This window comes from Virgibacillus aidingensis, assembly GCF_010994035.1.
Lineage (GTDB): Bacteria > Bacillota > Bacilli > Bacillales > Amphibacillaceae > Virgibacillus_N.
In genome coordinates this window covers 81739-107566 of record NZ_WIXN01000006.1, presented here as the reverse complement: position 1 = coordinate 107566, position 25828 = coordinate 81739, and the positions used below count along the sequence as shown (strand labels likewise).

General features: G+C 35.9%; 21 protein-coding genes. 16 read left to right on the top strand and 5 right to left on the bottom strand.

Translation table 11 applies throughout. The annotated features are described in order from the left end of the window. Window positions 1-3 precede the first annotated feature (3 nt). From GHD25_RS19795 to GHD25_RS06915, 4 genes are all read left to right on the top strand, one after another. Window positions 4-198, top strand: a complete 195-nt coding sequence (locus GHD25_RS19795) for a hypothetical protein (protein WP_240452261.1) — start codon at window positions 4-6, stop codon at window positions 196-198. Between the two features lie 223 nt (window positions 199-421). After that, window positions 422-1660, top strand: a complete 1239-nt coding sequence (dpaL, locus tag GHD25_RS06925; RefSeq protein ID WP_205601339.1) for a diaminopropionate ammonia-lyase — start codon at window positions 422-424, stop codon at window positions 1658-1660. Window positions 1661-1716: 56 nt separating this feature from the next. Next, entirely contained in the window at window positions 1717-2382 is a 666-nt protein-coding gene (locus tag GHD25_RS06920; protein ID WP_164215658.1) for a hypothetical protein, read from the top strand. Window positions 2383-2490: 108 nt separating this feature from the next. After that, the gene (locus tag GHD25_RS06915) at window positions 2491-3159 is read left to right on the top strand and encodes a hypothetical protein (RefSeq protein ID WP_164215657.1); all 669 of its coding nucleotides are present in this window, start codon (window positions 2491-2493) and stop codon (window positions 3157-3159) included. Between the two features lie 79 nt (window positions 3160-3238). Here the strand turns inward: GHD25_RS06915 and GHD25_RS06910 are convergent, their stop codons facing one another. From GHD25_RS06910 to GHD25_RS06900, 3 genes are all read right to left on the bottom strand, one after another. Beyond that, window positions 3239-4009: a DUF2599 domain-containing protein gene (locus tag GHD25_RS06910; protein ID WP_164215656.1), complete on the bottom strand. Its 771-nt coding sequence runs from the start codon at window positions 4007-4009 to the stop codon at window positions 3239-3241. Window positions 4010-4149: 140 nt separating this feature from the next. Further along, a complete protein-coding gene (locus GHD25_RS06905; protein ID WP_164215655.1) occupies window positions 4150-7200 on the bottom strand; it encodes a type 2 lanthipeptide synthetase LanM family protein in 3051 nt (1016 codons plus the stop codon). A 57-nt stretch (window positions 7201-7257) separates the two neighbouring features. Beyond that, on the bottom strand, window positions 7258-7458 hold the full coding sequence (locus tag GHD25_RS06900) for a class II lanthipeptide, LchA2/BrtA2 family (protein ID WP_164215654.1): 201 nt from the start codon (window positions 7456-7458) through the stop codon (window positions 7258-7260). A 657-nt stretch (window positions 7459-8115) separates the two neighbouring features. On the opposite strand from GHD25_RS06900, the gene GHD25_RS06895 reads away from it, so the two are divergent. The 7 genes from GHD25_RS06895 to GHD25_RS06865 all read left to right on the top strand — a co-directional run bounded on the left by GHD25_RS06895 (window position 8116) and on the right by GHD25_RS06865 (window position 18461). Continuing rightward, on the top strand, window positions 8116-8376 hold the full coding sequence (locus GHD25_RS06895; protein ID WP_164215653.1) for a plantaricin C family lantibiotic: 261 nt from the start codon (window positions 8116-8118) through the stop codon (window positions 8374-8376). Between the two features lie 72 nt (window positions 8377-8448). Then, the gene (locus GHD25_RS06890) at window positions 8449-11625 is read left to right on the top strand and encodes a type 2 lanthipeptide synthetase LanM family protein (RefSeq protein ID WP_164215652.1); all 3177 of its coding nucleotides are present in this window, start codon (window positions 8449-8451) and stop codon (window positions 11623-11625) included. Window positions 11626-11676: 51 nt separating this feature from the next. After that, complete coding sequence (locus GHD25_RS06885) at window positions 11677-13842, top strand: peptidase domain-containing ABC transporter (RefSeq protein WP_164215651.1); 2166 nt, start codon at window positions 11677-11679, stop codon at window positions 13840-13842. 1135 nt (window positions 13843-14977) lie between these two features. After that, on the top strand, window positions 14978-15682 hold the full coding sequence (locus tag GHD25_RS06880) for a response regulator transcription factor (RefSeq protein WP_164215650.1): 705 nt from the start codon (window positions 14978-14980) through the stop codon (window positions 15680-15682). A gap of 182 nt (window positions 15683-15864) precedes the next feature. Then, window positions 15865-16602 carry a sensor histidine kinase gene (locus GHD25_RS06875; protein ID WP_164215649.1) on the top strand — a complete coding sequence of 246 codons (738 nt, stop codon included), beginning with the start codon at window positions 15865-15867 and terminating at the stop codon, window positions 16600-16602. 214 nt (window positions 16603-16816) lie between these two features. After that, entirely contained in the window at window positions 16817-17737 is a 921-nt protein-coding gene (locus tag GHD25_RS06870) for an ABC transporter ATP-binding protein (protein ID WP_164215648.1), read from the top strand. Continuing rightward, entirely contained in the window at window positions 17730-18461 is a 732-nt protein-coding gene (locus tag GHD25_RS06865; protein ID WP_346426775.1) for an ABC transporter permease, read from the top strand. The genes GHD25_RS06870 and GHD25_RS06865 overlap by 8 nt, the downstream gene beginning before the upstream one ends. Before the next feature lie 160 nt (window positions 18462-18621). Here the strand turns inward: GHD25_RS06865 and GHD25_RS06860 are convergent, their stop codons facing one another. Beyond that, window positions 18622-19863, bottom strand: a complete 1242-nt coding sequence (locus tag GHD25_RS06860; RefSeq protein ID WP_164215646.1) for a helix-turn-helix domain-containing protein — start codon at window positions 19861-19863, stop codon at window positions 18622-18624. Window positions 19864-19961: 98 nt separating this feature from the next. On the opposite strand from GHD25_RS06860, the gene GHD25_RS06855 reads away from it, so the two are divergent. After that, window positions 19962-20105 (top strand): hypothetical protein, encoded by a 144-nt coding sequence (locus GHD25_RS06855; RefSeq protein ID WP_164215645.1) that lies wholly within the window; start codon window positions 19962-19964, stop codon window positions 20103-20105. 724 nt (window positions 20106-20829) lie between these two features. Here GHD25_RS06855 and GHD25_RS06850 read toward each other — a convergent pair. Further along, entirely contained in the window at window positions 20830-21264 is a 435-nt protein-coding gene (locus GHD25_RS06850; RefSeq protein ID WP_164215644.1) for a PH domain-containing protein, read from the bottom strand. Between the two features lie 421 nt (window positions 21265-21685). Here GHD25_RS06850 and acsA point away from each other — a divergent pair, with 421 nt between their 5' ends. From acsA to GHD25_RS06830, 4 genes are all read left to right on the top strand, one after another. Next, the gene (gene acsA, locus GHD25_RS06845) at window positions 21686-23401 is read left to right on the top strand and encodes an acetate--CoA ligase (RefSeq protein ID WP_164215643.1); all 1716 of its coding nucleotides are present in this window, start codon (window positions 21686-21688) and stop codon (window positions 23399-23401) included. A gap of 152 nt (window positions 23402-23553) precedes the next feature. Further along, on the top strand, window positions 23554-24063 hold the full coding sequence (locus GHD25_RS06840) for a YfiT family bacillithiol transferase (protein WP_164215642.1): 510 nt from the start codon (window positions 23554-23556) through the stop codon (window positions 24061-24063). A gap of 149 nt (window positions 24064-24212) precedes the next feature. Next, on the top strand, window positions 24213-24980 hold the full coding sequence (locus tag GHD25_RS06835) for a MerR family transcriptional regulator (protein ID WP_164215641.1): 768 nt from the start codon (window positions 24213-24215) through the stop codon (window positions 24978-24980). Window positions 24981-25064: 84 nt separating this feature from the next. Beyond that, on the top strand, window positions 25065-25580 hold the full coding sequence (locus GHD25_RS06830; protein ID WP_164215640.1) for a type 1 glutamine amidotransferase domain-containing protein: 516 nt from the start codon (window positions 25065-25067) through the stop codon (window positions 25578-25580). Window positions 25581-25828: the final 248 nt, after the last annotated feature.

Below are 25828 nucleotides of genomic sequence, written 5' to 3'. Positions count from 1 at the left end.
TTAATGAATTTTGAATTGATGAAAGCTAAATTCCCTCCAATTACAATTGAAATAGGGGATAGGTTCAGGTATTACGAAGTACTGGATATTTCCGGTGCAAAAGGAGATTATGAACCTTTTACATTGTTTATAGCTGAAAGAGCGTTGAATACTTTAGAGAATTATGCAGATTTTTTAAATGATTATAAAATGGAATAAAATGAGGTTCATGAAACGAATAAAAAGAATGAATGGAAACGATAAGGACTTTTTACCATCTGCGGTAAAGGTCTATTTCTTATTTAGATAAATATGTAAAGGATGGTATAAAATGGGTTCCGTATTAGATCTAAGCTGTCATTTTATCTACATTTTCTTCTAAAGTATGTTATATATGAGTTATACAAGAAACAAAACAGCATGGTTCAAGGGAGGGATAATAATGGAAAAGGGACAGGACCAAAATATGAAATGGACATTAAACAATAATTACTCCGGCGTATTTAATGAAAAAGAGTTGGTGTTTTTTAATAATAAATACATAGATAAAGTGTTGAGATTCCAAAAATCACACAGTAAATATAATAAAACACCTTTATTAAGCTTAAAAAACCTATCCAGGTATTTAAATGTAAAGGAAATCAGAGTAAAGGATGAATCAAAACGGTTCGGCCTAAATGCTTTTAAGGTCATGGGCGGCATTTATGCTGTAGGCAAATATTTGGCTGAAAAGCTTGAAAGGGATATTGATTCGCTGTCCTTTGATGAATTGCGCTCTCCTGAAACAAAAGAAAAACTGGGGGAAATTACTTTTATTTCTGCCACAGACGGAAACCATGGACGCGGCATTGCCTGGGCAGCGAGAGAGCTCGGACAAAAATCAGTTATATATTTGCCCAAAGGTTCCAGCCGGTCCCGCCTGGAAGCCGTTCAGCAGGAAGGAGCATATGGGGAAATTACCGATATGAATTATGATGATACGGTGCGTATGTGTGCTGAATTGGCTGAGGAAAAGGGATGGGTTATGGTGCAGGATACTGCGTGGGAAGGCTATGACAAAATCCCGCTATGGATTATGCAGGGATATGCTGCTATTGCAAAGGAAATCATAGAAGAGCTGGAAGCTGAGGAAGCAGAGGCCCCTACCCACATTATTCTGCAGGCAGGGGTCGGGTCATTTGCCGCCGGGATCGCGGCTTATTTTAAAAATCATTATCGTGAACTGGCACCAAAAATTATTATCGTAGAACCGGAAGCAGCAGATACGTACTACCGGTCATTTTCAAAGGGTACGGGTGAAATAGTTCCTGTTACAGGACATATGAATTCCATTATGGCAGGGCTGAATTGCGGAGAACCAAATGTGAGGGCTTTTCGGATATTGAATCAATATGCTTATTCTTCTTTTTCCAGCACAGACCGGCTTGCCGCTCTGGGTATGCGTGTTTTGGGAAATCCACTGGGGTCCGATGAGAAAATAATTTCAGGTGAATCAGGCGCCATTCCGTTGGGACTGTTATTTTACCTGCAAAAATTTGCAGAACCGGAAGCCGCTGAAGCACTTCAATTAGATGAAAAAGCAAGCGTGCTGATCATCAATACAGAAGGAGATACAGATGCGGAACATTATCTGGATGTAGTTTGGCACGGGACACAGGGACAGGTCCCGCGTCCCAATTGAGAATAAATGGGACAGTAAACCTGTCCCCATGTCCCAATAACGAGAGGAGTGCCATCTTGAAGAAACGATTAATTTTTGCAGCTGTTTTATTGGCATGTATCGCCCTGGCAGCTTGCAACAGTGAGAATGAAGAAGAGAATACGGAAGCAGAAGGAAATGAATCACAAGAAGCAGTAGAAGATACTGAGCTAGATAGTGAAGTAGAAGAAAACGAGGAGTCGGGAGAAACAGAGGATTCAAACGAAAATGACTCCTCTGGCAGTGGACCATTCGAAGTGACCGAAGAAGACCAATTGGATTTAAGGGTAGGCGATACAGGCTTAGTCGAAACCTCAATTGGTACGTATGAATTGACAGTTGAATCAGCTGAAATTCTTGGTGCCGAGCTAGGCGGCCAGGAAACGCCGCTAGAAGAAATAATTCTATTAGAGCTGACGTTTGAAAATATAGGGGATGACATCATCATTGCAGAAGATATCATGTCTATGTTGGAAATTAGTCCTCTTTATGATGGCAGTGGCTATTCCAACGCTGCAGAAGTATATGACGGCATCGAGGAGTTTACAGGAGAAATTCAGCCTGGAGAGGAAAGAAAAACACAATTCATTGCTGATATGATGGTGGGTGATGAATACTATTTTAGACAATTACCAGGTAGAGTAGCTGCAGGAGTCAGTAATCAGGTGATTTGGACAATTTCAGATGAGGAAGCAAGAAATTAAGGACGGGACACAGGGACAGGTCCCGCGTCCCAATTGAGAATAAATGGGACAGTAAACCTGTCCCCATGTCCCATGTCCCCATGTCCCGTTAACGAGAGGAGTATAAGCTTGAAGAAACGATTAATTTTAATTGCAGCTTTTTTGTTGCTGGGTATCGCCCTGGCAGCTTGCAACAGTGAGAATGAAGAAGACAATACGGAAGCAGAAGGAAATGAATCACAAGAAGCAGTAGAAGATACTGAGCTAGATAGTGAAGTAGAAGAAAACGAGGAGTCGGGAGAAACAGAGGATTCAAACGAAAATGACTCCTCTGGCAGTGGACCATTCGAAGTGACCGAAGAAGACCAATTGGATTTAAGGGTAGGCGATACAGGCTTAGTCGAAACCTCAATTGGTACGTATGAATTGACAGTTGAATCAGCTGAAATCCTTGGTTCCGAGCTGGATGGCCAGGAAACGCCGCTAGATGAACTAATTCTATTAGAGCTGACGTTTCACAATATAGGGGATGACGTCATCATTGCAGAAGATATCATGTCTATATTGCGAATTGGCGATAACTATGATGGCAGTGGCTATTCCAATGCCGCAGGAGCATATGACAGCGTGGAGGAATTTACAGGAGAAATTCAGCCTGGTGAAGAAAGAACTGCACAATTCATTGCCGATATCATTACAGGTGAGGAATATTACTTTAGACAACGGCCAGGAGCTGTTGCTGCCGGGACAACCAACGAAGTAATTTGGACGATTCCGGATGAGGAAGCAAGAAATTAAGTATGGGACACAGGGACAGGTCCCGCGTCCCATTAAAGAATAAATGGGACAGTAAACCTGTCCCCATGTCCCATGGCATTTATGGATTGCATGCATTTAAAACAGTCAAGATGTAGCCGACATCAGGTCTGCTAGGTTCAATGTTCCAGGGAACTTTATTGCCTTTTGCAAAGTCAAAATGACAATAATACTGATCCTTCATACCATTTTCGTTATAGAATTGACTATCTTCTTGATGTTTATCCAGAACTTTTTGCCAACTATCATTTCTAATAGAGGTCCGCTCTAACATTCCGGATTCCCATAGTAAAGGTTTGGGATTAATGCTTAAAGATATTAAACTATCTCTCTCAATCCAGCTGCTGGAATGAAAATAATCTTCATAATTATAAGATGCAACTAAATAAGTAATATCCAACACCTGTTCGTCAGAATTAATCTTCAATTCTATTGCATCATCACCATGACTTTGCAGTTGGATATCATCATTCTTTTCAAAAGAAATAATCCCGATGGAAGTACCTTCTTTATTATATATATTAGCAGAGTTCACAAAGTTATTGTTCTCGTCTTTATTTATCTCAATGTATTCGCCATTTTTAAAATTAAAAGGTAATGTTAGAGTTAATATCTCATTTTTGTCCATGGTTAATTTAGTAAGAGTTACTGTTTCTTTCATTTCATTACCTTTATATATACTCTCAGTATGAACCAGGTTTGGCGATGTTGGTTCTTCAAGATCATTGACTACGGAATAAGATTCGGCAAACGCAATATTACTGTGAGAATTGAGGGCGGTTACTAGTAAAATTGCGAAAAATAAATATAAAGATTTTTTTAGTAATTTCATCAGTTATTCCTCCAATTTAAGTATATTACTGAAAAAATTCCTTGCATTAATCAATGGAATTTAAATTCCAAGGATAGCTGAATTCCTTTGAATTATTGATAAACGTTATGCCAAGAATAAACTATTACAAAGATAACCATTTACAGTTCCAAAGATAAAATAGATGGTAATGAAGGATTATAAATCCTTAATAGGCCATATCCAATTCCAGCATTCCCCAACATAAAACCAGGTGTTTCAATCTTTTTAGGAATACCGGTAAGGTACCCTTTTACTTGAATTTGTTTTAGAATAGATCTGGATAATCTATTAAATTCCGGGTTAACATAGTTAAATTCTTGATAGCGATTACATAGGGATATAAGCTCTAAATTACCTAAATCTCCATGGCATAAGCAATTATTATGTCCAAACCCCCTTTGCAAAGTTGTTTTCAGAGATATATGAATGGCCGATTTAATGTGATTGCTCTTTAATAAATTGTAGATTTGTAATCTTCCAATACCAATTCCTGCAGCGCCATGACACCAGTTAACAGAATTAATATCTGATGTGCTGCGCAGATCCTTCCAGTTATTCTCTTTATTATTAAACAGACTATCCTCATATTTAAGAGCTGCAAAACCTGCTTTTTGATATTTATTTATACCAGTTTGGTATGATAAGGCTATTAGTGCCCAAGCTATTCCGGTGCATCCATGTGATAAACCCGCCAATGGGGATTCATTGAAATTGGAATGCCATCCTAATCCCCCATGTATTTCTTTAGCATGCTTCAATAAGTGGTCACCACATAAAATAGCCAAGTTAAGAAGTTCAGGATCATTGAGTTTCTCATACAATTTCAAACAAACTATTAATGCTCCGGCACTTCCTCCCATTAAGTCATAAACTGTATCCCTATGTATGAATGGTTTAATTTGCTTCAGTACATCCGCTGCTTCATCCATCAAAGAATTGTCATTCCACAGTTTGGATAGATGAGCGAGCACATATGCCACAGAACTATATCCATAGAAAGCGGATAAACTTTTCTCCTCACTTCCACTCTTGAGAATTGTTCTGGAAGTTTCTATACAAGCCTTAGAAACATCTTTAAAATCAGGGTTACCAGATTCCTCGGCCAGAAAAGCTAAAAATAACCCAACTCCCAATACACCGTCATACAATCCTGTTCCTAAAGGAGATAAATAAAGCTTTTCGTTTTGATTGGCTCCTATCCCTATCCAGGAAACATCATTATTAGTATTTGTGGTTCCATATATAGCGGATTGAATAAGACTTTCCCCTATTTTTACTGCCTCTTCCAGATAGTCGTCCTTACCAATGCTGTTTGTATATTTGGCAGCAGGTAAGATAGCCCCATCAGATTGTATGGATTCTTTATCTAATGTAGCTAAGGATTTCTTTAAAAATAACGACTGTTTTTTACAGTCATTTTCATTTAATTGACGTATTTTTTTTAATACCTTTTCCAAGCTGGTTGTTTTGAAAAAGTTTGATATCTCATGTCCTCTGCTGTCATATAAGTTTTGGGAATTAACTTTACTTGTAAAATAAGGAATATCATTTTCTAATAAGTCCCGTATTTCAAATCTAACTATTTGTTTATAATTGGAAGCTCTTTTTGATGAGTCTGCTAAAATATTAAATAAGCGTACTCTGTCTTCACCTTTCATTAAATACTTAGGATGATAGCTCGAATATTGAAATGTCGCGTAAGTTTGGGTGGCTCTTGGAATAAACCTTACTGAATCATTTTTAAACCAATAAATAGGACCACTTTCAGATATTAGCTCATCCTTATTTAAAATAAAAAGGGAATACATATTTTGGAACCCTGAAATAATTTCATCAGAATAATTTTCCGGCTCTGCGTAATTTTTATCAATAAATGGGCGGTTTTCTTTTCCTCCAAAAGGCACTTTTTTTAATACCATTCTCATATTATCGGTACCGATTGAATCGAGAACATAATTTTCTAATTGTAATTCCTGTTCTTCCCCTCCCACCCCACTGTATTCCGGGTCTAAAGAATTAGCAGAAAATTTAATAGGGAGTACGCCTGTTCTAAAAACTGAATTATTGAGCTCTTCTACTGTTTTAGCTATTGCACTTTTGCTGGTCTCCGTATCAAAGCTATTTTGAAAAATGGATTCCATGTCCACTAAAAATGGGTCAGCTCCGGAAGCAATAATGTTTTCTAAATGGAAATCTGTTGCTTCCAAAATATAAAGGATGGCAATTAATCCGCCTAACCTAGTATAGAACTGTTTGATTTCCGCATATGTAGAGCATTCCTGATGATTTACAAATTCCTGCCAGCCATATTTTTGTTTATTTAATACTTTAATAGTTTTTATCTGAAACGGATAATTTTTTTCATTTACCCAATTCAATAATTGGTTGAAATGCAAGTCAGTTGCCAGTGATCGGGGTTTGTATACAAGTTTTTCTCCTGAGCTGAAATTTAAAATCATTACACTCTGGCCTTGTTGATGGGTATCTCCCATGTCAGACTCTACAGATTTAAGCCGGGAAAAGTCTTTTTTAAAAAGTTGTTCTATTTCTTCAAAGTCACTATCTAATCTTCGGATGACCTTAAAGTGTTCTTGTACTCCTTTTTTTGTTTCTTCAACTAAAATACGGGTTAATACAGGGTAATTATTTAGTATTTCTATTCTATGTTCAGGATGTGATAAAAAGCGAGTAAAATAGTAGGAATATCTATCCTCTTTTGTTTCCCCTTTTAATTCCCCGGCTATCTTTGATACCTGCAATTCTTGAACCAATGTTTTTATCGATAAGTTCAGTAACTTTTGGTAAATATTACTCAGTATTGAATAAGGGAGGTTTTCCTCATCAAGAAACTTTTCTGATCTGCGAATTGCAGTTTTTCCCCTGGAGTACAATTTATAAGCGTATGTTAAAAAAGGGATAAAAAAGGGGGAGACCTGTTTTTCAAAATCATTTTTGCAGATTTTTTGCACCTCATCATCCGAAATAGTATGACTATTATATAAAATTATATCGTAATAGGAATTGATCCATTCAAGATCATTTTGTTCTCCATTAAAAGATAGTACTGGTTCATCGTCTTTGTTATATATTATGTTATTCAGAGACTCTGTTTCTAAGTTGTATTTTGCCTTATCCAACTGTTGTTTGATGTATTCTTCTTTTGTAATCATTGCTTTCAACTCCTAAAAAGTAGTAAAAGCAGACAGTATACTGCCTGCTTTTCCAAATTAATTTGGACATGGAGAAGAAAAAGAGCGACAGGTGGTAGTCGGACAAACAGCTAAGCTGACTGGTATAATTGTTGTTGGATGTGTATCTGGAGTCGCATCCTCTCCGCCTGCTAATTGTTTCAGTTCATCTTCATTAACTGATCCAGCATTAGTTAAGGAATTTTCCACAAGGTTTCTTCTAATTTCATTTTTAGACATAGATAGCACCTCCTTAAAATATTTTAAACAAATTACAATTTTTACGCAATTTGTTATCTAAAAATAATATAATACAGCAATTAGTATAAAGTCAATAAAATTTTAATGAAATTTTAATAAATTTTATTTTCTATTCAGTTAATACATAATTTTTTAAGGTATATTACATTTAATACTAAAATTTTAATAAAAATTTAAAAAAACTATTGAATTTTTCAATATAATTGCTAGAATATATGTACACACAGAGTTAGCAGTAGACTGGGAATAGTTACAATAGTCCAAATTTAATGAAATCCAAACTATAACTAGATAACCCACTTTTTTAATAATTATACATCCGATACTATTTATAATTTCAAAAACTTTACGATACCACCTTAAAAATTTATAGTGAAATGCTTACTTCCAAATGGTATATGTTTAATAATCTGGAATTTTGTCAGTATGTAAGTAGTTTTAATCAGGAAATTCCTCGTGATGTCAGGTGGTTATAATTTTTGTAATAATATTTCGGGACTTATTGGTTTCGGAATGTTATAAAAACTCCTATTAAATATAGGAGGGAAACAAATTGCGCGGGGCAATAAAATATCTGTCCTGCCTGACTTGGTGAATGCCAAGAAGTTATTCCATTTTAAGGGAGGTGTAGAAACTATGAATGTGGAAGAAATTATTATGTATTGGAAAGATGCTAGTTATCGCTCATCATTGTCTGCTGATCAAAAAGAAAGGCTTCCCAGCGTTCCAGTAGGAGATTCTTTTGCTGAACTGGATGATGCAAATTTAAACCGCTACGTTGGAGCTGGTGAAGTAGAGCCGGCGTGGACTCCATCAGATGCTAATGATGGAAATATTTGCACGGTAACTTGGGAATGTATGATTTGTCCTACACACACTACATGTTTAACTTGCTAAGAAAGCAGAGAAGCAGTCAGGTTAACGACTGCTTCTCTATAATTACTTTATTAATTTAGAAGAGGTGGTTAAATGAGCTATAAACATCTGTTTATTGAAGAACAACAGGTGATGCCATTTAGTGTGTCCAGTGAATATAGTGACTATGCTGATAACAAAATAAATGACTGGAAAAATAGTTTTGGGATGGATGATGTAAATTCTTTTGAGGACTGTATCCAAACGATTTCCAACATAGGTATAAAAGAATTAAAAGGAATTCTTACAAACAAGCACAATGATAATACAAATAGTAATTTTAAACGGGATTATCTAAAATTATTGGAAAGAAAAGAAAGTCTTTATAATCCAGCAAGTAAAAGTTTCCATTCATTAGGATCATCGGTACCTTTTTTCTCATTTTTTTACCCTTTTGCATCTAATGCCGAGAATAAACTTCGACTTAAAATTAATAAATTAACCTCGAAATATCAAATGAATGAAGGCTGGATAACTGAAAAGACTATTTCAGATTGTATAAGGCAATTAATTGAGCATCTTTATATGCTTGCAAACAAAGTATTGATTTTAGAATTAAATATTTCCAGAATTTCAGGAGAGTTGGAAGGAGATGACTCTGAATCACGTTTTTCTTATTATACAAATAACGTTCTGACAAACCAGGCGTATTCGGAATACCTTTATGAAGAGTATCCGGTCTTAATCAGACTGATCATGACCCGTTCAGACTACTGGGTGGATTATTTATGCACCTTGATTGAAAGATTGTTTAAAGACCGTGTTCAACTAGAAAATAAATTTGTTCCTAAGCATACAATTAAATCTGTTGATGCAGTTGAAATGGGGATGGGAGATTCTCACAGAAAAGGGGCATCCGTTGCCAAAATTACAGTTAATAATAATGTGACTTTTATTTATAAACCAAGAAATCTGGATATTGATGACCAATATCAGCAATTAATTCAATGGTTTAATAAGTTGGAAGGCAGCCAACATCTATTTGTACCATCCATTATTAATAAAAAGGAGTACGGATGGGTAGAGTTTATCGATTATAAGGCATGCAATTCTTTAGAGCAGGTTAAACGCTTTTATAGTAGAATCGGAACGCAACTTGCTCTTTTATACTTAATGAACGCAGTGGATTTTCACGCTGAAAATATCATTGCTCATGGTGAATACCCTGTTTTAATTGACCTTGAATCTTTGTTTCATCAAGAATATAAGTACTCAAACAAAGAAAATACTGCTTACATCAATACCATGAATGTCCTTAATAAATCTGTAACAGCTACCGGTGTGCTGCCTTTTTTAATGTACAGGAATAAAGAAGGAGAAGGGCTGGATATTAGTGCACTTGGTTCCACAGAAGGCCAGACCATACCGAAAAAGCTGCCGGCAATAGAAAACATAAAACGGGATGATATGCGAATAGAAGCCAAGTATATAAAGTCTTCCAGTTCGGAGAATAAGCCCCAGTTCCAAAACCGGTCTATTAATGTTATTGATTATATTGAAGATATTGTTGAAGGGTTTGAAAGAACCTATTACATCTTAATGAGAAATAAACATGAGTTCATTTCTCAATTGGCTCTATTCTCTCAAGTGGAGGTAAGATACATAGCCCGCTCTACTCCTCGTTATGGAGATTTACTGCGGATCAGTTTCCATCCTGATTATATGAGAAATGGAATTGAAAGGGACATTCTTTTTCACCGTTTATGGCTTGAAACAAAAATTAATCCCTATTTAAAAAGATTAGCCTATTATGAGAAAAGAGATTTATTAAATGGAGATATTCCCTATTTCACTACACGCCCGGGAGAAAAACATCTTTATGGAAGTGAAAAAGATATTATAAATGATTTTTTCCCAAATGATAGTCTATCGGTATCTATAGAAAAAGTAAAAAATATGTCTGAAAAAGATTGTAAAGAACAAATTCAAGTTATTCGTATGTCTATGTTAGGGATTACTTCTGAACTTCCTAACACTAAATACAATCATTATGTGCCGTCTGAAGATATTGGAAACAATCTGGACAAAAGAAAAATATTGGAAGAAGCTATTAACATAGGAGAATATTTGAAAGATAGGGCAGTTCACGGAATAAATAAGGAAAAAACTGATGTTTGCTGGGTTGGGGTGAACCTGGTAGGCACTAATGAAACAAAATGGTCGCTTTCACCGGTAGGAGCTGATCTATATGATGGTCTAAGCGGGATTGCTTTATTTTTTGCTTATTTAAGTGAAGCTACCGGACGCGAAGATTTCAAATTATTAGCAGAACAGTCAACCATTCCTATAGTCCGTTATTTGGAATCTCTTTCTTCTGTGAAAACTATAAGTGATATTGGAGCGTTCAGTGGTGTTACGTCTTCATTGTACTTATTACATCACTTGTCCTCTATATGGAAAGATGAAACTTTAAAGGAACTTATTATAGAATCGACCTTAATTATAAAGTCATTTATAAAGGAAGACCGGAATTTAGATGTAATTGGCGGTGCTGCGGGGGCAGCAATTATATTCCTGAATATTTATGAAGATACTAAACATCCAATTGCTTTGGAAGCTGCTGAAAGTTGTGCTGAGCACTTAATTGATAAAGCCTCCCCTCAAGGTTCAGGAAAAGGTGTTGGGTGGATAGGTGCTGCCAAAAGTCCTTTGTCCGGTTTCTCGCATGGTGTCTCCGGTATTATATGGCCATTAGCCAAGCTATATCAAGTAACAAAAAAGAAAAAATATTTACAGTTTGTGCAAAAAGGTCTTACTTACGAAAGAGAACTTTTCATAAACGAACAATGGCTGGATCTAAGGTTTGAAAACCAGGAAAGTGCAGCAGCATGGTGTCATGGTGCACCTGGTATTTTGTTAAACAGGCTGCTGTTAAGTGAATCTGATATTTATGACTCTGTCGTTAAAAGTGAAATTGAAAAAGGAATTAATTCAACTATACAATATGGCTTCGGGAGAAATCATAGTTTATGTCATGGCGACTTAGGAAATGCGCAAATTATTAGATATGCAGCAGAACTACTTGGAAACGATCAATGGAAAGCAACTTCGGATAACGCTTTCAATTATGTTCTGTCAGATATTAAAAAAAGAGGATGGAAATGCGGGATATCCGGAGACTGTGAAACACCTGGTCTTATGACTGGTTTATCAGGTATTGGTTTAGCATTACTAAAAACTTTCAGACCAACCACTCCTTCAGTACTGTGGCTTGAACCACCTAAGAAATGATTTTGGTTGAACGGGCTTTATTTATGAAATAAATTTTAAAAGGAGTATATTATGCGGATAAGGAAGAGGGTTCCTTTTATTGGACAAACTTCACAGAGCAATTGCGGCGCAGCCAGTTTAGCAATGATATTTCGATATTACAGAAATAAGGTGTCTTTTAAAGAGATCCTGGAAAATAACTCCACAGGACGGGATGGATTAACTGCACTTACACTCAAAAAGATTGCAGAAGATTATAATTTTACATGCAATGTGTATCAAACAAAAATGGAGGATTTAAGTGACAGCTTATGTCCCGCTATCCTTCATTGGGATGATTTCCATTATGTTGTGTTGGAAAAGGTAACTGGCAAGACATTTACTATCCTGGATCCCGCAAAGGGAAGAAAAAAACTTTCATTTGAAGAATTTTATAAAAGCTTCAGTGGTTTAATATTTACATTTTCACCTCCCGAAAAAAATAATAGGGTAGGTAACAGCAAAAATAATCAACTGCTTTATTATATAAAATATATTTTTATTAATCCCAAAATAACAATAACCATATTACTACTGTCTGTGGTTACCCAATTAATAAGTTTAGCTCCTCCAATTTTAATTCAAATTGTTATTGATGAAGTTATAGGGGCTGAACAACTGCACTTACTAAATATATTTATTATCGGGATGGGTATTCTTTTTATAAGTTTCTTAATAATTGCATCTTTGCGGACGTTTTTGGGAGTGAAGCTGCAGGTCTTAATAAGCAGGAAATTATCTCATGATTTTATTAATCATCTCTTTAAATTACCTATAAACTTTTTTGAACAAAGAACAACTGGTGATTTAACCACTAGAATGAATAACATTAACACTATACGGGAAATTCTTGCAAGAAGCGGATCCTCTTTAATATTGGATATTTTTATGATTATAGGCTGTGGAGCAGTTATGTATTTTTATGCTCCGTCATTGGCTCTTGTAATGTATGTTATAGGGGCGATCCAGCTTATACTTATGTTTATTTCAATGTCCAGAATTCAAAAATTAACCAGACTGGAGCTGGAAAAGTTATCTGAATCACAAAGTCATTTAAACGAATCTATACGTGCAATGATGTTTATAAAAACGAGTGGATCCGAGGAAAGCGTGGTCAATAGATGGTCTAATGTATTTAGTGAACAAATGCAAGTTTATAATAATAAAGCTCAATTCAGTGGATTAATAGGGAATTTATTAGGCAGCATCTCTATCATTGCTCCGCTCATAATCTTGGTAACAGGTGCTTATCAAGTAGTGGGCGGAAACCTTACAATAGGTGCCTTGACAGCCTTTATTACTCTTTCTAATACATTCTTGGGTCCAATTGGTTCGGTTGTAGGCAGTATTCAATCTTTCCAGTATACTAAGGGTGTTTTTGAAAGGTTGCTGGATGTAATGGAAAGTACTCCTGAGAAAATTGGCGGAGATTCGGATTATAATGGGAATTATTTATCCAAGCCAATTACACTTAAGAACCTCTGTTTTTCTTTTGAACCGAATATGCCGCCTGTTATTAAAAATGTCAATTTAACTATTAGTCCCGGAGAAAAGGTTTCCATCGTTGGAGCAACAGGAAGTGGAAAGACAACCCTATCCCGTTTAATTCTTGGCTTATACAATCCTACTGCTGGAACTTTAAAATATGGAAATAAGGAAATTGAATCACTAAACATTAAAGAATTAAGAAAAAATATGGGGATAGTGCTTCAGGACACAATGTTATTTAATGATACAATCGAGAAAAATATTTCTTATTTTGAGGATTTAACCGCAGATCAAATTAAAAAAGCAGCAAAAATTGCAATGTTTGACTTTGAAATTGAACAAATGCCTCTAGGGTATAAAACAATTATAGGAGAAAATGGCCAAAGTTTATCGGGAGGTCAGCGGCAGCGATTAGCTATTGCCAGAGCATTGGTTCGGGAACCATCTTTATTAATTTTAGATGAAGCTACGAGTCAACTGGATACATTGACAGAATTTAAACTTCATGAAAATCTTGATGATTTACGTATTACCAGGATTGTCATTGCTCATCGCCTAGCTACTGTTATGGATTCCCATAAAATTATCGTTATGGATAATGGGGCTATTCGTGAATCTGGTACGCATGAAGAGTTAATGGCCAGAAAAGGAATGTATTATGAACTCTTTAATAAACAAACGGAAACTATAGAGCATAGAGCAGTCCAATAGTTCATAGCAAAGCAGTGTTTTGCCCGTCTTTTGCTTCATACAGCTTCCAAAATGACAGCATTCTCTTATAGTCCTGAAGAATATCGCTTACAGAGCATGCGGTATTCTTCAGGGTTGAAGTGCCGAAAGATGAAGGAAAAGCGCTGGCAGCTAAGACCAGGGTGTCCGGAACGATACAAAATCTGAAGTATTAAGAATGACAGATATCTATCTCCTATAAGCAAAAACATAGCAAGTCTATTAAAAAAATAACTGTAAAATAAAAATCCTTACTTTTTCCTTAATTAAGTAAAATAAATATCTTAAATTTTACTTGACAAGTTTTCAGTCACTCAAAAAGAGAATATAATACATAGTAAATTAAGATTGACTGGAGGGAATTATATTGGAACGGTTGCTATTCGTCGTAACAGTTTTTTCTTTGGGTATTTCTATATTTTTATTTATATTTAACCTTTTTAACCATGGTTTCTCAGAAATGTTTTCTTTTAAACACGGTTTGGGGAAAGCATCATTGATATTCTTTGGGGTATACCTTATAAGTTTTCTATTATTTTTTGTTGTTACCAATTTCACATAAAGGAACCATGTATTGACTCATATTAAACCGCCTTAAAAGCTAGTCACAATGGAAATAAGTTATATATTGGATTTTTATTTCCGGCGGTCTGAAGACTCAATGAGATATACGCATTTATGAGCATTCTTAAAAGTTTAACAAACCAGCCGGAGATGTTATTTTGCAGAACAGGTTAACATAATATTCTGCATATTTTTTTAATGAAGGAATTAACCGAGGTTTAGAAGAAGTACTATAAATAAGCAAATAATGGAATTCAAACATTTCCTCAAATTGAAACATTACAGGAAGTTTACACATCATGAATAAATGCACTTGAATGGCTGGAGTCAATAAACACCATTACTTCAGGGTAAGAGCTATTTACTCGGCGTACCATTCAAGTTCAAAAGTTTAAACCTGATTGCCAGCATGAAAACACCCCTATTAAAATAAACTGTATGCTGGGTTGTGAAAAAATATCTCCACCACTAACATGGGTGTTTATGAACTTCTGAAATACTAAGAAAACAAGCGCATGTTGAAGACAACTTTAATATTCAGAGGGAGTAGAGAATGAATTATAAACGTATATTAGTTGTAGAAGATGATTTGGAACTGAATCAGTTAGTGAAGGATGTCCTGGAAAAAGAATTGCTTCAGGTAGATTCTGCTTATGATGGAAAAGAAGCATCGTTAATGATAGAAAAACAAACGTACGATCTGATCGTTTTAGACATTATGATACCTGAAAAAAATGGTCTGGATCTGTTACAGGAGATCCGAAGGGAGAAACAGACGCCTATTATAGTTATTTCTGCAAAAAATGAAGATACAGATAGTATTATCGGACTGGGTTTAGGTGCGGATGATTATTTGCCGAAACCTTTTAATATCAAAGTGCTGGTTGCAAGGGTAAAAGCTTTATTAAGAAGAAATGACTATAATTTGGGCACAGAACCGTTTCAGGAAGAGGAGTTGGTTTACGGCGATCTGACCCTGAGTTTGCGGACCTATAAACTATATTCAGGTGATAAAGAAATTGAACTAACAGCTAAGGAATATAAATTGTTAAAATTGTTATTTTCAAATCCGGGGAAAGTATTTTCTAAGAGTCAGATTTTTGAGTATGCCTGGGGAGAGGAATATATAAACGATATTAGCACCATTCAAGTACATATTCGCAGAATTAGAAAGAAATTGGAGGAAGACCCCTCTACACCAAATTATATTCAGACAGTTTGGGGTATAGGTTATAAATTAGGGGGAAATAGCGAATGATCCCGTACTCTATCATTATTTTTTTATTGTTATCCAGCATGTTGTTAAATATATATTTCCTGATACAATTCCGTTATCTGCAAAAATTAAATAGCAATATAATACAAGTGATTAATGGAAATTCCCTCAGAAAATTTCATTATCAGTCAATAGATCCAACTGTGACATCACTATATGTAAATTTGAATAAATTAGTCAGTGTTATCGCGGAGACTAGAAGAAATAAAGCAAAATTTGAGCTGGAAAGAAAAGAGTTTATCGTTAATATTTCCCATGATCTCCGCACCCCCCTTGCTTCAATGACCGGTTATACAGAAGCCTTAAAAGATCCTGAAATTAGTCAGGGGAAGAAAAAGAAATATGTAGATATAATTTTAAATAAAACTATACATCTGTCGCAGCTGCTCCAACGTTTTTTTGAGTTAAGTAAACTTGAATATAGAGGGATCGAAAGACAATTTAAAAAGATAAATATTGGTGAAGTAGTCGAAGAAGAAATTCTTTCGTTTTATCATGAATTTCAAAAGCTGGAGCTGGAACCAACTATTTGCTTGCCTGAAGAACCCGTTTATGTTGAGGGAGATAAAATATCATTGAAACGAATTTTGAGTAATCTTATTTCTAATTCTTTAACTTATGGACGAGAATCAAAAACAATTGGTGTTTCTGTAAATAAAATAGATACTGCAGTATGGGTTTCAGTATGGGATGAAGGACCGGGAATTCCTAAAAAGGACCTCCCATTTATTTTTGATAGTTTATATACAGGAGATCATGCACGCAACAATACAATAAAAGGCAATGGAATAGGATTGACAATAGTAAAGAAATTGGTGGATATGCATAAAGGTAAAATTACTGTTGAGAGTCAGCCTTATAAAAAAACCAAGTTTTCTTTTAGTCTCCCATTAAAAGATTAAAGCACCGGGACTTTTCATACTTAAAAATATATATCTAGGAGGCAGTTCCTGTCTGAAAAAAACTAATAATAGAATAACCTATTACAATAGTCAGGCTGCATTGGTATGAACGATTTTAAGGCATGGACAGTAAGCGGATAGATAATTTGAAGGAAAACCGGGACATTAATAGCCTTATGAAAATTCCATTAAACAACAGTGTGGAGTGAAATTTATGGATTATATAATTAAAACAGAAGAAATTACAAAAAATTATAAAAAGGTTAAAGCTGTCGATAAAGTGAGTATGAAGATATCAAAAGGTGAGATTTATGGCTTTTTAGGGAAAAATGGAGCAGGAAAAACAACAACGCTTCGCATGCTCTCTGGACTTATCAAGCCAACTTCCGGCAGCATCAAGCTGTTTGGAGAAGAATTAAATAATAAAAATGTAGAATTGTATGAGAGAGTTGGCGCAATTATTGAATTTCCGGGTTTTTACGGTAATTTAACAGTTAAAGAGGTTTTAGAGATGCATAATTATTTAATGGGCTATAATGATAAGAATTCAGTCCAGGATGTGATTAAGCAAGTAGGAATAGATTCAATGAAAGACCGAAAAGTCAGCGAAATTTCTCTCGGTACCAAACAACGGCTGGGCATAGCCAGGACACTCATCCATAAACCTGAATTGCTTATATTAGATGAACCATTTAATGGTCTTGATCCTCTTGGAATAAAAGAGATAAGGAAACTCATCAAATCTTTATCAAGTGAATATGGCATAACAATTGTTATTTCCAGTCATATTCTGAGCGAGATTCATAAATTAGCAACAACTATTGGGATTATTTCAAATGGTAAACTTCTAGAAGAATTAAGCACTTGGGAAATTAATCAGCGAAGCCGCCAGTTTATAGAATTAAAAGTTGATCAAGAAGAACGGTGCTGTAAACTTTTGGAGGAAGAATTAAATATCTACAATTATCATGTTGTAGAGCAGGGAACAATAAGAATTTATGAAAAGCTTGATGAAATTGCTTTTATTAATAGAAAGTTAATGGATAAAAATATTAATATTATCCATTCCTCCATTCATGAAAGTTCATTAGAAGATTACTTTATTGAACAGACTGGAAGTGAATTTGATGTTTAGAGTTACAATGACGGAGATTTATAAATTGAAAAGAACAAAGATTCTTTATTTATGCTTAGTTGGTGCAGGTGTGCCTTTACTGATAAATTCGCTTGGAATGACCCAGTCTGAGATGACATGGGAGCAGTATTACTTTATGAACTGGAATCTGTCATTTTTGATGAGTCCAGTTATATTTTCTGTTCTTGCTGGTTATCTCTTTGTCAGGGAATATCATGAAAAAACTATAAACCAGTTATTTATGTATCCTTACTCGAGAGTTAAATATTTTATTGGGAAATTTATTGTTTGTCTTGTTTTAATTACTTTTACTTTTCTTCTTTTGATGTTAGGGATGCTGATTGTTGGTTATTTCATTATTCCCGATCCTATTTCAATGAGTCAGTTATCTTCATTTTTTTTAATGAGCGCGATCACGATTATAGCCCATTGGATGCTTGTTCCTATTGCTATATTTGTTAGTATCTTAGCTAAAAGTTATATTCCTTCAGTCGTTCTCGGTATTTCTGTTACTATTTCAGGATTAATTATAATGGGAACAGAATATGCCCTTTATTTTCCATATAACTCTATTCATTTTATTCTGTGGAATATAGCTCCAGGCATTTTTGGAGGAGGGCAGCCTCCTCCATATCTCACGCCAATTATGGCGCTTGTCATCAGCAGTATAGCTTTTATTGTACTTTCCGTCTTAGTGTATGACCGAAGCGATGTGCATAGTTAAATTTTTCAGTTTAAAATTTAAAAGACGATTAAATTTAAAACCGCATGAAGAAAGGCCAAGTAAAAAAAGCCCTCACATCCTTGGGATATATTGGATAGAGGGCTTAAGGGACATAACTGGGGCGACGGACTGTTGGCAATGATCCCGATAAACGCAGCAGTCATAGTTGAATAGGAATTTTTATTTCATATTTATCCCTCAGTTCCAGAGCTTTTATGAAGTATTCATACGATGTCCTGGGATCCAACACCCTGGTTCTTTTAGAAATTTCTATATATATAGGGATAGATCTCTCATCACATATTTTCTCATCCAGTTCTTTTATTGCTTTAATATAAAATGATAGTTTATTTTGATCATTACTTTCAAATGAAATGAGTTTATCAACTATAGTGAAATAATCTTCAATGAGATTTAATCTCATGCATTCATTTTTTAAATCAAGGTAGTTTTGTTTCTTGTTGATAACGTTTTCGTCAAGTTCAATAATAAATATTTCGGTTCTCAATAATTCAGCTCTGTCATTTATCATTTGTTTAATTTCTTTTGCCACTTTAAAACATTTGAGTGCATCATGTTTTTCCGAGTTTTCGTACAAAATATAACCAAGATTATGCCATATTTTTGAAATAAGCTGTTTATCGTCTATATTATAAGCTTTGTTTAAGGCATCAAAAAAAGTGTTAATGCTCAACTTGTATTCTTGGGAATTTAGTAAATAGATAGCCTTTTTTATTAATAACATAGTTAAATATCTATAATGGTTAATTGATTGGGCTAAACTTATAAGAGAATCTATGTCATTTAAGTGATTTGCAAGTATTCCTATTTTTTCTTCACAGAGGATCATGTTATATTTGAACCGGATCTTTAATTCAATATCTTCTTCTATAGACTCAGCAATATCTTCAATTTTTTTCAAGACGTTGTAACCTGTCAGATATTTTTTATTGTGTATGTGCATCTTACTTTCTTCAATGTGGCATTTGATTAAGTTTTCCTTGTCTTGAGCGTGTTTTTTAATAGATTTAATTAATTCTTTTGCAATTTTAAACTCCTTTAAATCGTTGTATTTTTGAAGAAGTTCAAGCTTTTGCTCTATATCCAAGTGGGGATCGTCATGGTACTCATTTAACTGTTCAATATTTATTGAAGATCTGATTAAATGATTTTTAAGTGTTCTTTTCATATCCAGACAATCAGCTTTTTGATTTTGTAAATTTGTTTTGTCAATGTCAAGAATATTGATAAGTGAATTTAAGACATGGTCTTTTATTTTGACATTTTTTCCGGTTTCTATATTAGAGAGTGTTGCAACTGATATATTACACTGAGAAGCCACTTCTTGTTGGGTTAATTTCTTCTTTTTGCGCATATTTCTTATAAGTGATCCAGTGATCATAAAAAAACCTCCAAAATTTTTTAATTAAAACTGAAATTTACTAAAAAGTTTGGTATTATTATAATACAATCTTAAAATTTTAAATGAGGAGTGTTAAAATGAAAAAAAGTATTTTGTCATTAATGGTGTTAACTTTTTTACTTTCACCAGTCGAATTAGCAGGAGACCCCGATGAACCGGGTCCAATGAAAATCCACGAAGCCAGTCTTCAGGAGCCAATGGAAGTAGTTACTGAAGCATAGCTGTATCCTAAGTTAAAACTAATTTAACTTCTAAAAAGATTGTACAAGAAAATATCTCAATTTGAAAGTTTTATTTAAAATATTTAATCCATAGTTTTTGTGAAGCTTTAAGCTTCCCTGTAAGTCTGTTAATTTTCTTGACTGGTAGTATGATTAAAAAAATAGTGTAAACAAAGTTGGTTAGGAAAAGCAGATTATTCTATCGTCTTTAAGATTCGGGTGTTTAACAACTTTTATGCAAGCCCTTAAATATCATAAAGTTCTTAAAACATTAAGCATTACGGTATCAAACGATGGAGGAAACTCATCATTGGCCATTCACATTTACGAAGCGTGTTATTTTCGGTAAAGCAGCTATTAAGAGAATCCTTTCTGTTGGTTAGTGGATGTACATTAACCCTGTCAGAAATGGATTCTTTTTTATTTAAAAATAGGGAATTCGCAGCAGATCCAAGGTTAAGAAAATGTTCAAGTGAAGCAGGGTATAAAGGAAGGCTGGTTCTTCAAATTCCCAACAGATTATTTATTAATAATTTGTTCTCTTCGTGAAAATGCTCGAAAACAAAACGGCAAAAGGGGATCCTGTTGCAGAAGGGCGGATAATTAAAGAATGACGCTATGAGTGCAGTATGTCTTCCCATACAGGATGAATAAATAACCGCCATCTGCTTAATTCGTGATTCTTCGCGTTTTTTCTGGAGAAACGCAAAGTCTTGGTATCATTCTATTTTAAAAATTCAACTGGATTTGATCTTCTCTCATTAATAAACTGTACAAACTTTTCAATATCCTCAGGTGCGATGATCGTATAATCATAGGTATTGTAATATATAAAGTAACGTTCTTTTGAGAGGGCGATGGATGCTATTTGTGCATAAGTTTTTTCGATTTTTTTAATAGAATCTAGTTGGATTTTACGTTTAAAGGGACCAAAATAAATGATTAAAACATGGTTTGTCACTATATAAAAAGTACAGAACCAAAACCACAAAATAAACAAGCCGCTGATACCCAATATAAGGGAGATAATTAAGCTTGCAGCCAACCCGGCTTCATTATAAACAGGTATGAAGAGACCCGCAGAAAGTCCAAAAAATAGCAATGCTGACGTCCAAATCAGGACTCGGTACGTTATATCTTTGTTTGCATGAAACTTCATAAGCCCCACACCCCCCATAGTTTGAAAGTAAAATATTGTTACCGCAACTGATTGCTGTCTCCTAAAAAAAGGACTTTAATTTTTGGCTGAGCTTGAAGAACTGCGGCCAATCCATTATCCGTACATTTATATTAACAAACTAAGGGACACAGGGACAGGTTCCACGTCCCAAATTTTGAAAAAATAAATAACTGGGACAGTAAACCTGTCCCCATGTCCCACATGTATATTTTTTATAGTTATTCCTTTAAAAATGTCATAAAATGTTCTAAAATGGAACTAATTCACAAATTATATGAATAATTTAATTACATCATGGCAGATCAATCGCCTTTCTTTCCTTAACAGACATCATGGGGAGGCTTCGGGGGAAGATTTGCATCTTTGTAATCGATTTCAAACTTTAAAATGAGGTGATTGGATGGAGACACAAAAAATTCCGGCAAGAGAAGGGGATCATAATCTCAAAGACTATGAAAAATTGCGGGAAAATTTTTCATGGGAGGATATGAAGAAGCATTTCTCATGGAATGAAACAGGAAAAGTAAATATGGCCCATGAAGCAGTGGACAGGCATGCAGAAGATCCCAATAAGAAAGATAAAGCGGCATTATTATACTCCTCTCCGGACAGGGAGGAAAAAGTAACATTCGGCGAACTGCGGAATCAAAGTAATCAGTTTGCCAATGTACTCAAAAAATACGACATTCAAAAAGGTGACCGGGTATTTTTATTCATGCCGAGAAGTCCGGAGTTTTACGCTGCATTCTTTGGCATAATGAAAACCGGTGCTGTTGCAGGACCATTATTTGAAGCATTTATGGAGCAGGCAGTGCGTGATCGCCTGGAAGACAGCGAAGCCAAAATGCTGATCACTACGCCTGATTTACTATACCGGGTTCCGCAGGATGAACTGCCTGACCTGGAAAAGATAGTACTAGTCGGAAATCACGATGAAAACGGTGAAAAATATATTGATTTTTATAAGGAAATGGAAGCAGCGTCCACCAATTTTTCCATTGAATGGGTGGATTTGGAGGATGGCATGCTGATTCACTACACTTCCGGTTCCACTGGAAAGCCAAAAGGTATTTATCATGTGCATAATGCGATGATTCAGCAATATGCCACCGGAGAATGGGTGCTTGACTTAAAAGAAGATGATGTTTACTGGTGTACTGCAGACCCCGGCTGGGTGACAGGCACAAGCTACGGCATCTTTGCCCCATGGCTGCATGGTGTAACGAATGTCGTTCGCGGCGGCCGTTTTACACCAGATGACTGGTATGGAACGCTGGATAAATATAATGTGACCGTTTGGTATACAGCGCCAACAGCACTCAGAAAATTGGTAAGTGCCGGGGAAGAAACAGTGAAAAAACACGATCTATCTTCCCTCCGTCATATTTTGAGTGTGGGAGAGCCTTTAAATCCGGAGGTAATTACTTGGGGACTAGATGCATTCGGCCTCCGCATTCACGATACTTGGTGGATGACAGAAACCGGAGCGCATCTGGTTGTAAACTTCCCATCCATGGAAATTCGCTCCGGATCGATGGGAAAACCAATCCCAGGTGTGGAAGCGTCCATTGTCGACCAGGAAGGAAATGAACTGGGGCCAAATCAAATGGGAAATCTGGCCATCAAAGAAGGCTGGCCGGCAATGATGCGTGCTGTCTGGAATAATCCAAGCAAATATGAGAGCTATTTTATTAATGGCTGGTATGTGTCCGGCGACAGTGCTTATAAGGATGAAGATGGCTATTTCTGGTTCCAGGGCCGTCTGGATGATGTAATCAATACATCCGGGGAGCGGGTTGGACCGTTTGAAGTGGAAAGTAAATTAATTGAACATCCTGCGGTAGCGGAAGCAGGTGTGATTGGAAAACCGCATCCGGAACGCGGAGAAATTGTCAAAGCTTTCATCACTTTGAATGAGGGCTATGAAGAATCAGAAGAATTGCTTGAAAAAGTCAGGCAGTTTGTAAAAACCGGCCTCAGTGCCCATGCTGCGCCAAGGGAAATGGAAGTAAAAGATTCCATTCCAAAAACACGGAGCGGCAAGATTATGCGGCGCCTGTTAAAATCGTGGGAGCTTGGCCTTCCGACAGGAGATACTTCCACGCTGGAAGAATAAAATATTAAATGGTTATAAAACTTCCACCTGCAGGATAAGAAGGTGGAAGTTTTTTTAGTAATACCAATTGGTTTACAAGCACGAAGCCAATTGGATATATTATAAGGTAATACCACAATATAATGAATAAAGCATAGAAAAGAGGGCTGGAAATGGATACAAAATTCCCGATAGGTGAACTGGAAGTCCCTGACAAGGTAACGCTTGATCATGTTCAGGAATGGTTAAAGCAAATCGAAACCTATACGTCCCGGTTAAGAGAAACTGTTGACGGTTTAAGTGAGGAGGAATTAAGCAAAACTTACCGTGAGGGCAGCTGGAACGTCCGTCAGCTTGTCCACCATATAGCTGATTCCCAGATGAACATGTTTCAGCGTTTAAAAATGGCTTTAACAGATGATAATCCGACAGTACCAAACTTTATCCAGGACAAGTGGGCTGTTCAACCGGATACCGGGCTTCCGGTGGAAAGTTCCATCAAAATGCTGGAAGGTATCAATGAGCGCATCGTATCATTGGGAAACAGCTTAACGGAAGATCAATTAGACCGGAGTTTTACCCATGAGATTAACGGTAAAATAACCGTTGCAACAAAGGTGGCAAAATTAGCTTGGCATGAGGAGCATCACCTGGAACATATAAAAATAGCATTGTCAAAATAGCATTTTCTAAGAAATTGGTTTATCAAAACTTGATAAACCAATTTTTTTGTGCAAAAAATAATTGCAGGATCACGTTATAAAGAAGAAAATTTCTTATTGACCTTTACGTTGCGTAAAGGTTTATGATAATGATGTCAGGAGGATGCCATATGGAATATACTGTTCAGAAATTAGCCCATTTATCAGGGATCAGCGGCCGCACCTTGCGTTATTATGACCAGATTGGCCTGTTAAAACCGGCAAAGATTAATTCTTCCGGTTATCGAATTTACGGGCAAAAGGAAGTAGATCAGCTGCAGCAAATATTATTTTTCCGTGAACTGGATGTCAGTCTGGACGAGATCGGTAAAATCATCCATGACCCGGAGTATGACCAGACAGAAGCACTGCAGCAGCATTACAAAAAACTGGCAAAAAAGCGTGCCCGATTGGACAGATTGATCCACACGGTAGAAAAAACCATTGCAAGCAAAAAAGGAGGAGTTCCCATGCAGGATAAAGAAAAATTTGAAGGATTTAAGGAAAAATTAGTGGAAGAAAATGAGGAAAACTACGGAAAGGAAATTCGCAAAAAATACGGGGATGATATGATTGATGCCAGTAATGCTAAACTTCGGAACATGACAGAAGCGGACTTTAACAAGATGAAAGAGCTGGAAAAAGAAATTCTGTCCACGCTGGCACATCTGGTAAAAACAGAAGACCCGGCCTCGGATGAAGCACAGGAATTAGCTGCCAAGCATAAAAATTGGCTCATGTACTCCTGGAGCAGCTATTCCAAAGAAGCCCATGCAGGACTTGCGGAAATGTATGTGGCTGATGAGCGTTTTTCCGCTTATTATGACAAAGCTGCAAATGGCGCGGCAACATTTTTGCGCGATGCTATTTTAATTTATACCGGCTCCAAAAATAATTGATGTGAGATGCTCCTTTCACGTTTTACACATGATAAAAAAGGTAAAACAAGTAATGTACACCCAGAAGAAAGGAGCCGATATGAAATGGGTAAAAAAATAGCAACAGTAATTACAGATATGTTTGAAGACGTGGAATATACAGATCCTGCGAAGGCATTTCAGGATGCCGGGCATGAAGTCATTACGATTGAAAAGGAAAAAGGCACAAAAGTGACCGGTAAAAATAATGAAGCAGAAGTAAACATTGATGAAGGCATTGACAATGTCGATCCACAGGACTTCGATGCATTGTTTATTCCGGGAGGATTTTCCCCGGATATGCTGCGTGCAGATGATCGTTTCGTGGAGTTTGCCAAGCATTTTATGGATGAGAAAAAGCCGGTCGTTACCTTATGTCATGGACCGCAGCTGTTAATTACTGCAAAAGCACTGGAAGGCAGAACAGCTACAGGGTTTAAGTCCATTCGTGTCGATATGGAATATGCCGGTGCGGATGTCAAAGATGAAGAAGTTGTCGTTTGTCAGGATCAATTGGTAACAAGCCGCAGACCGGACGACCTTCCGGCATTTAAGAAGGAAGCGTTAAATGTATTAAATTAATGAAAAGGAAATCTCTCCATTTGGGGAGGGTATCTTTTGGTATACGATTAAACTATTAAATATACAATAAACCTTAAAAGCACAGATTTAATTCTGTGCTTTTTTGTTGTAATAGCTTTTTACAATTTCACGCAGGCAGGGTATACTAAATAAGGATTTCATTTTATTAATTTTTAAAAAATAACATCCCCAACCCAATTGAACTGATGAGTTAACGGCTTGGTTACTGAGAGAAAAACCGGGAACTC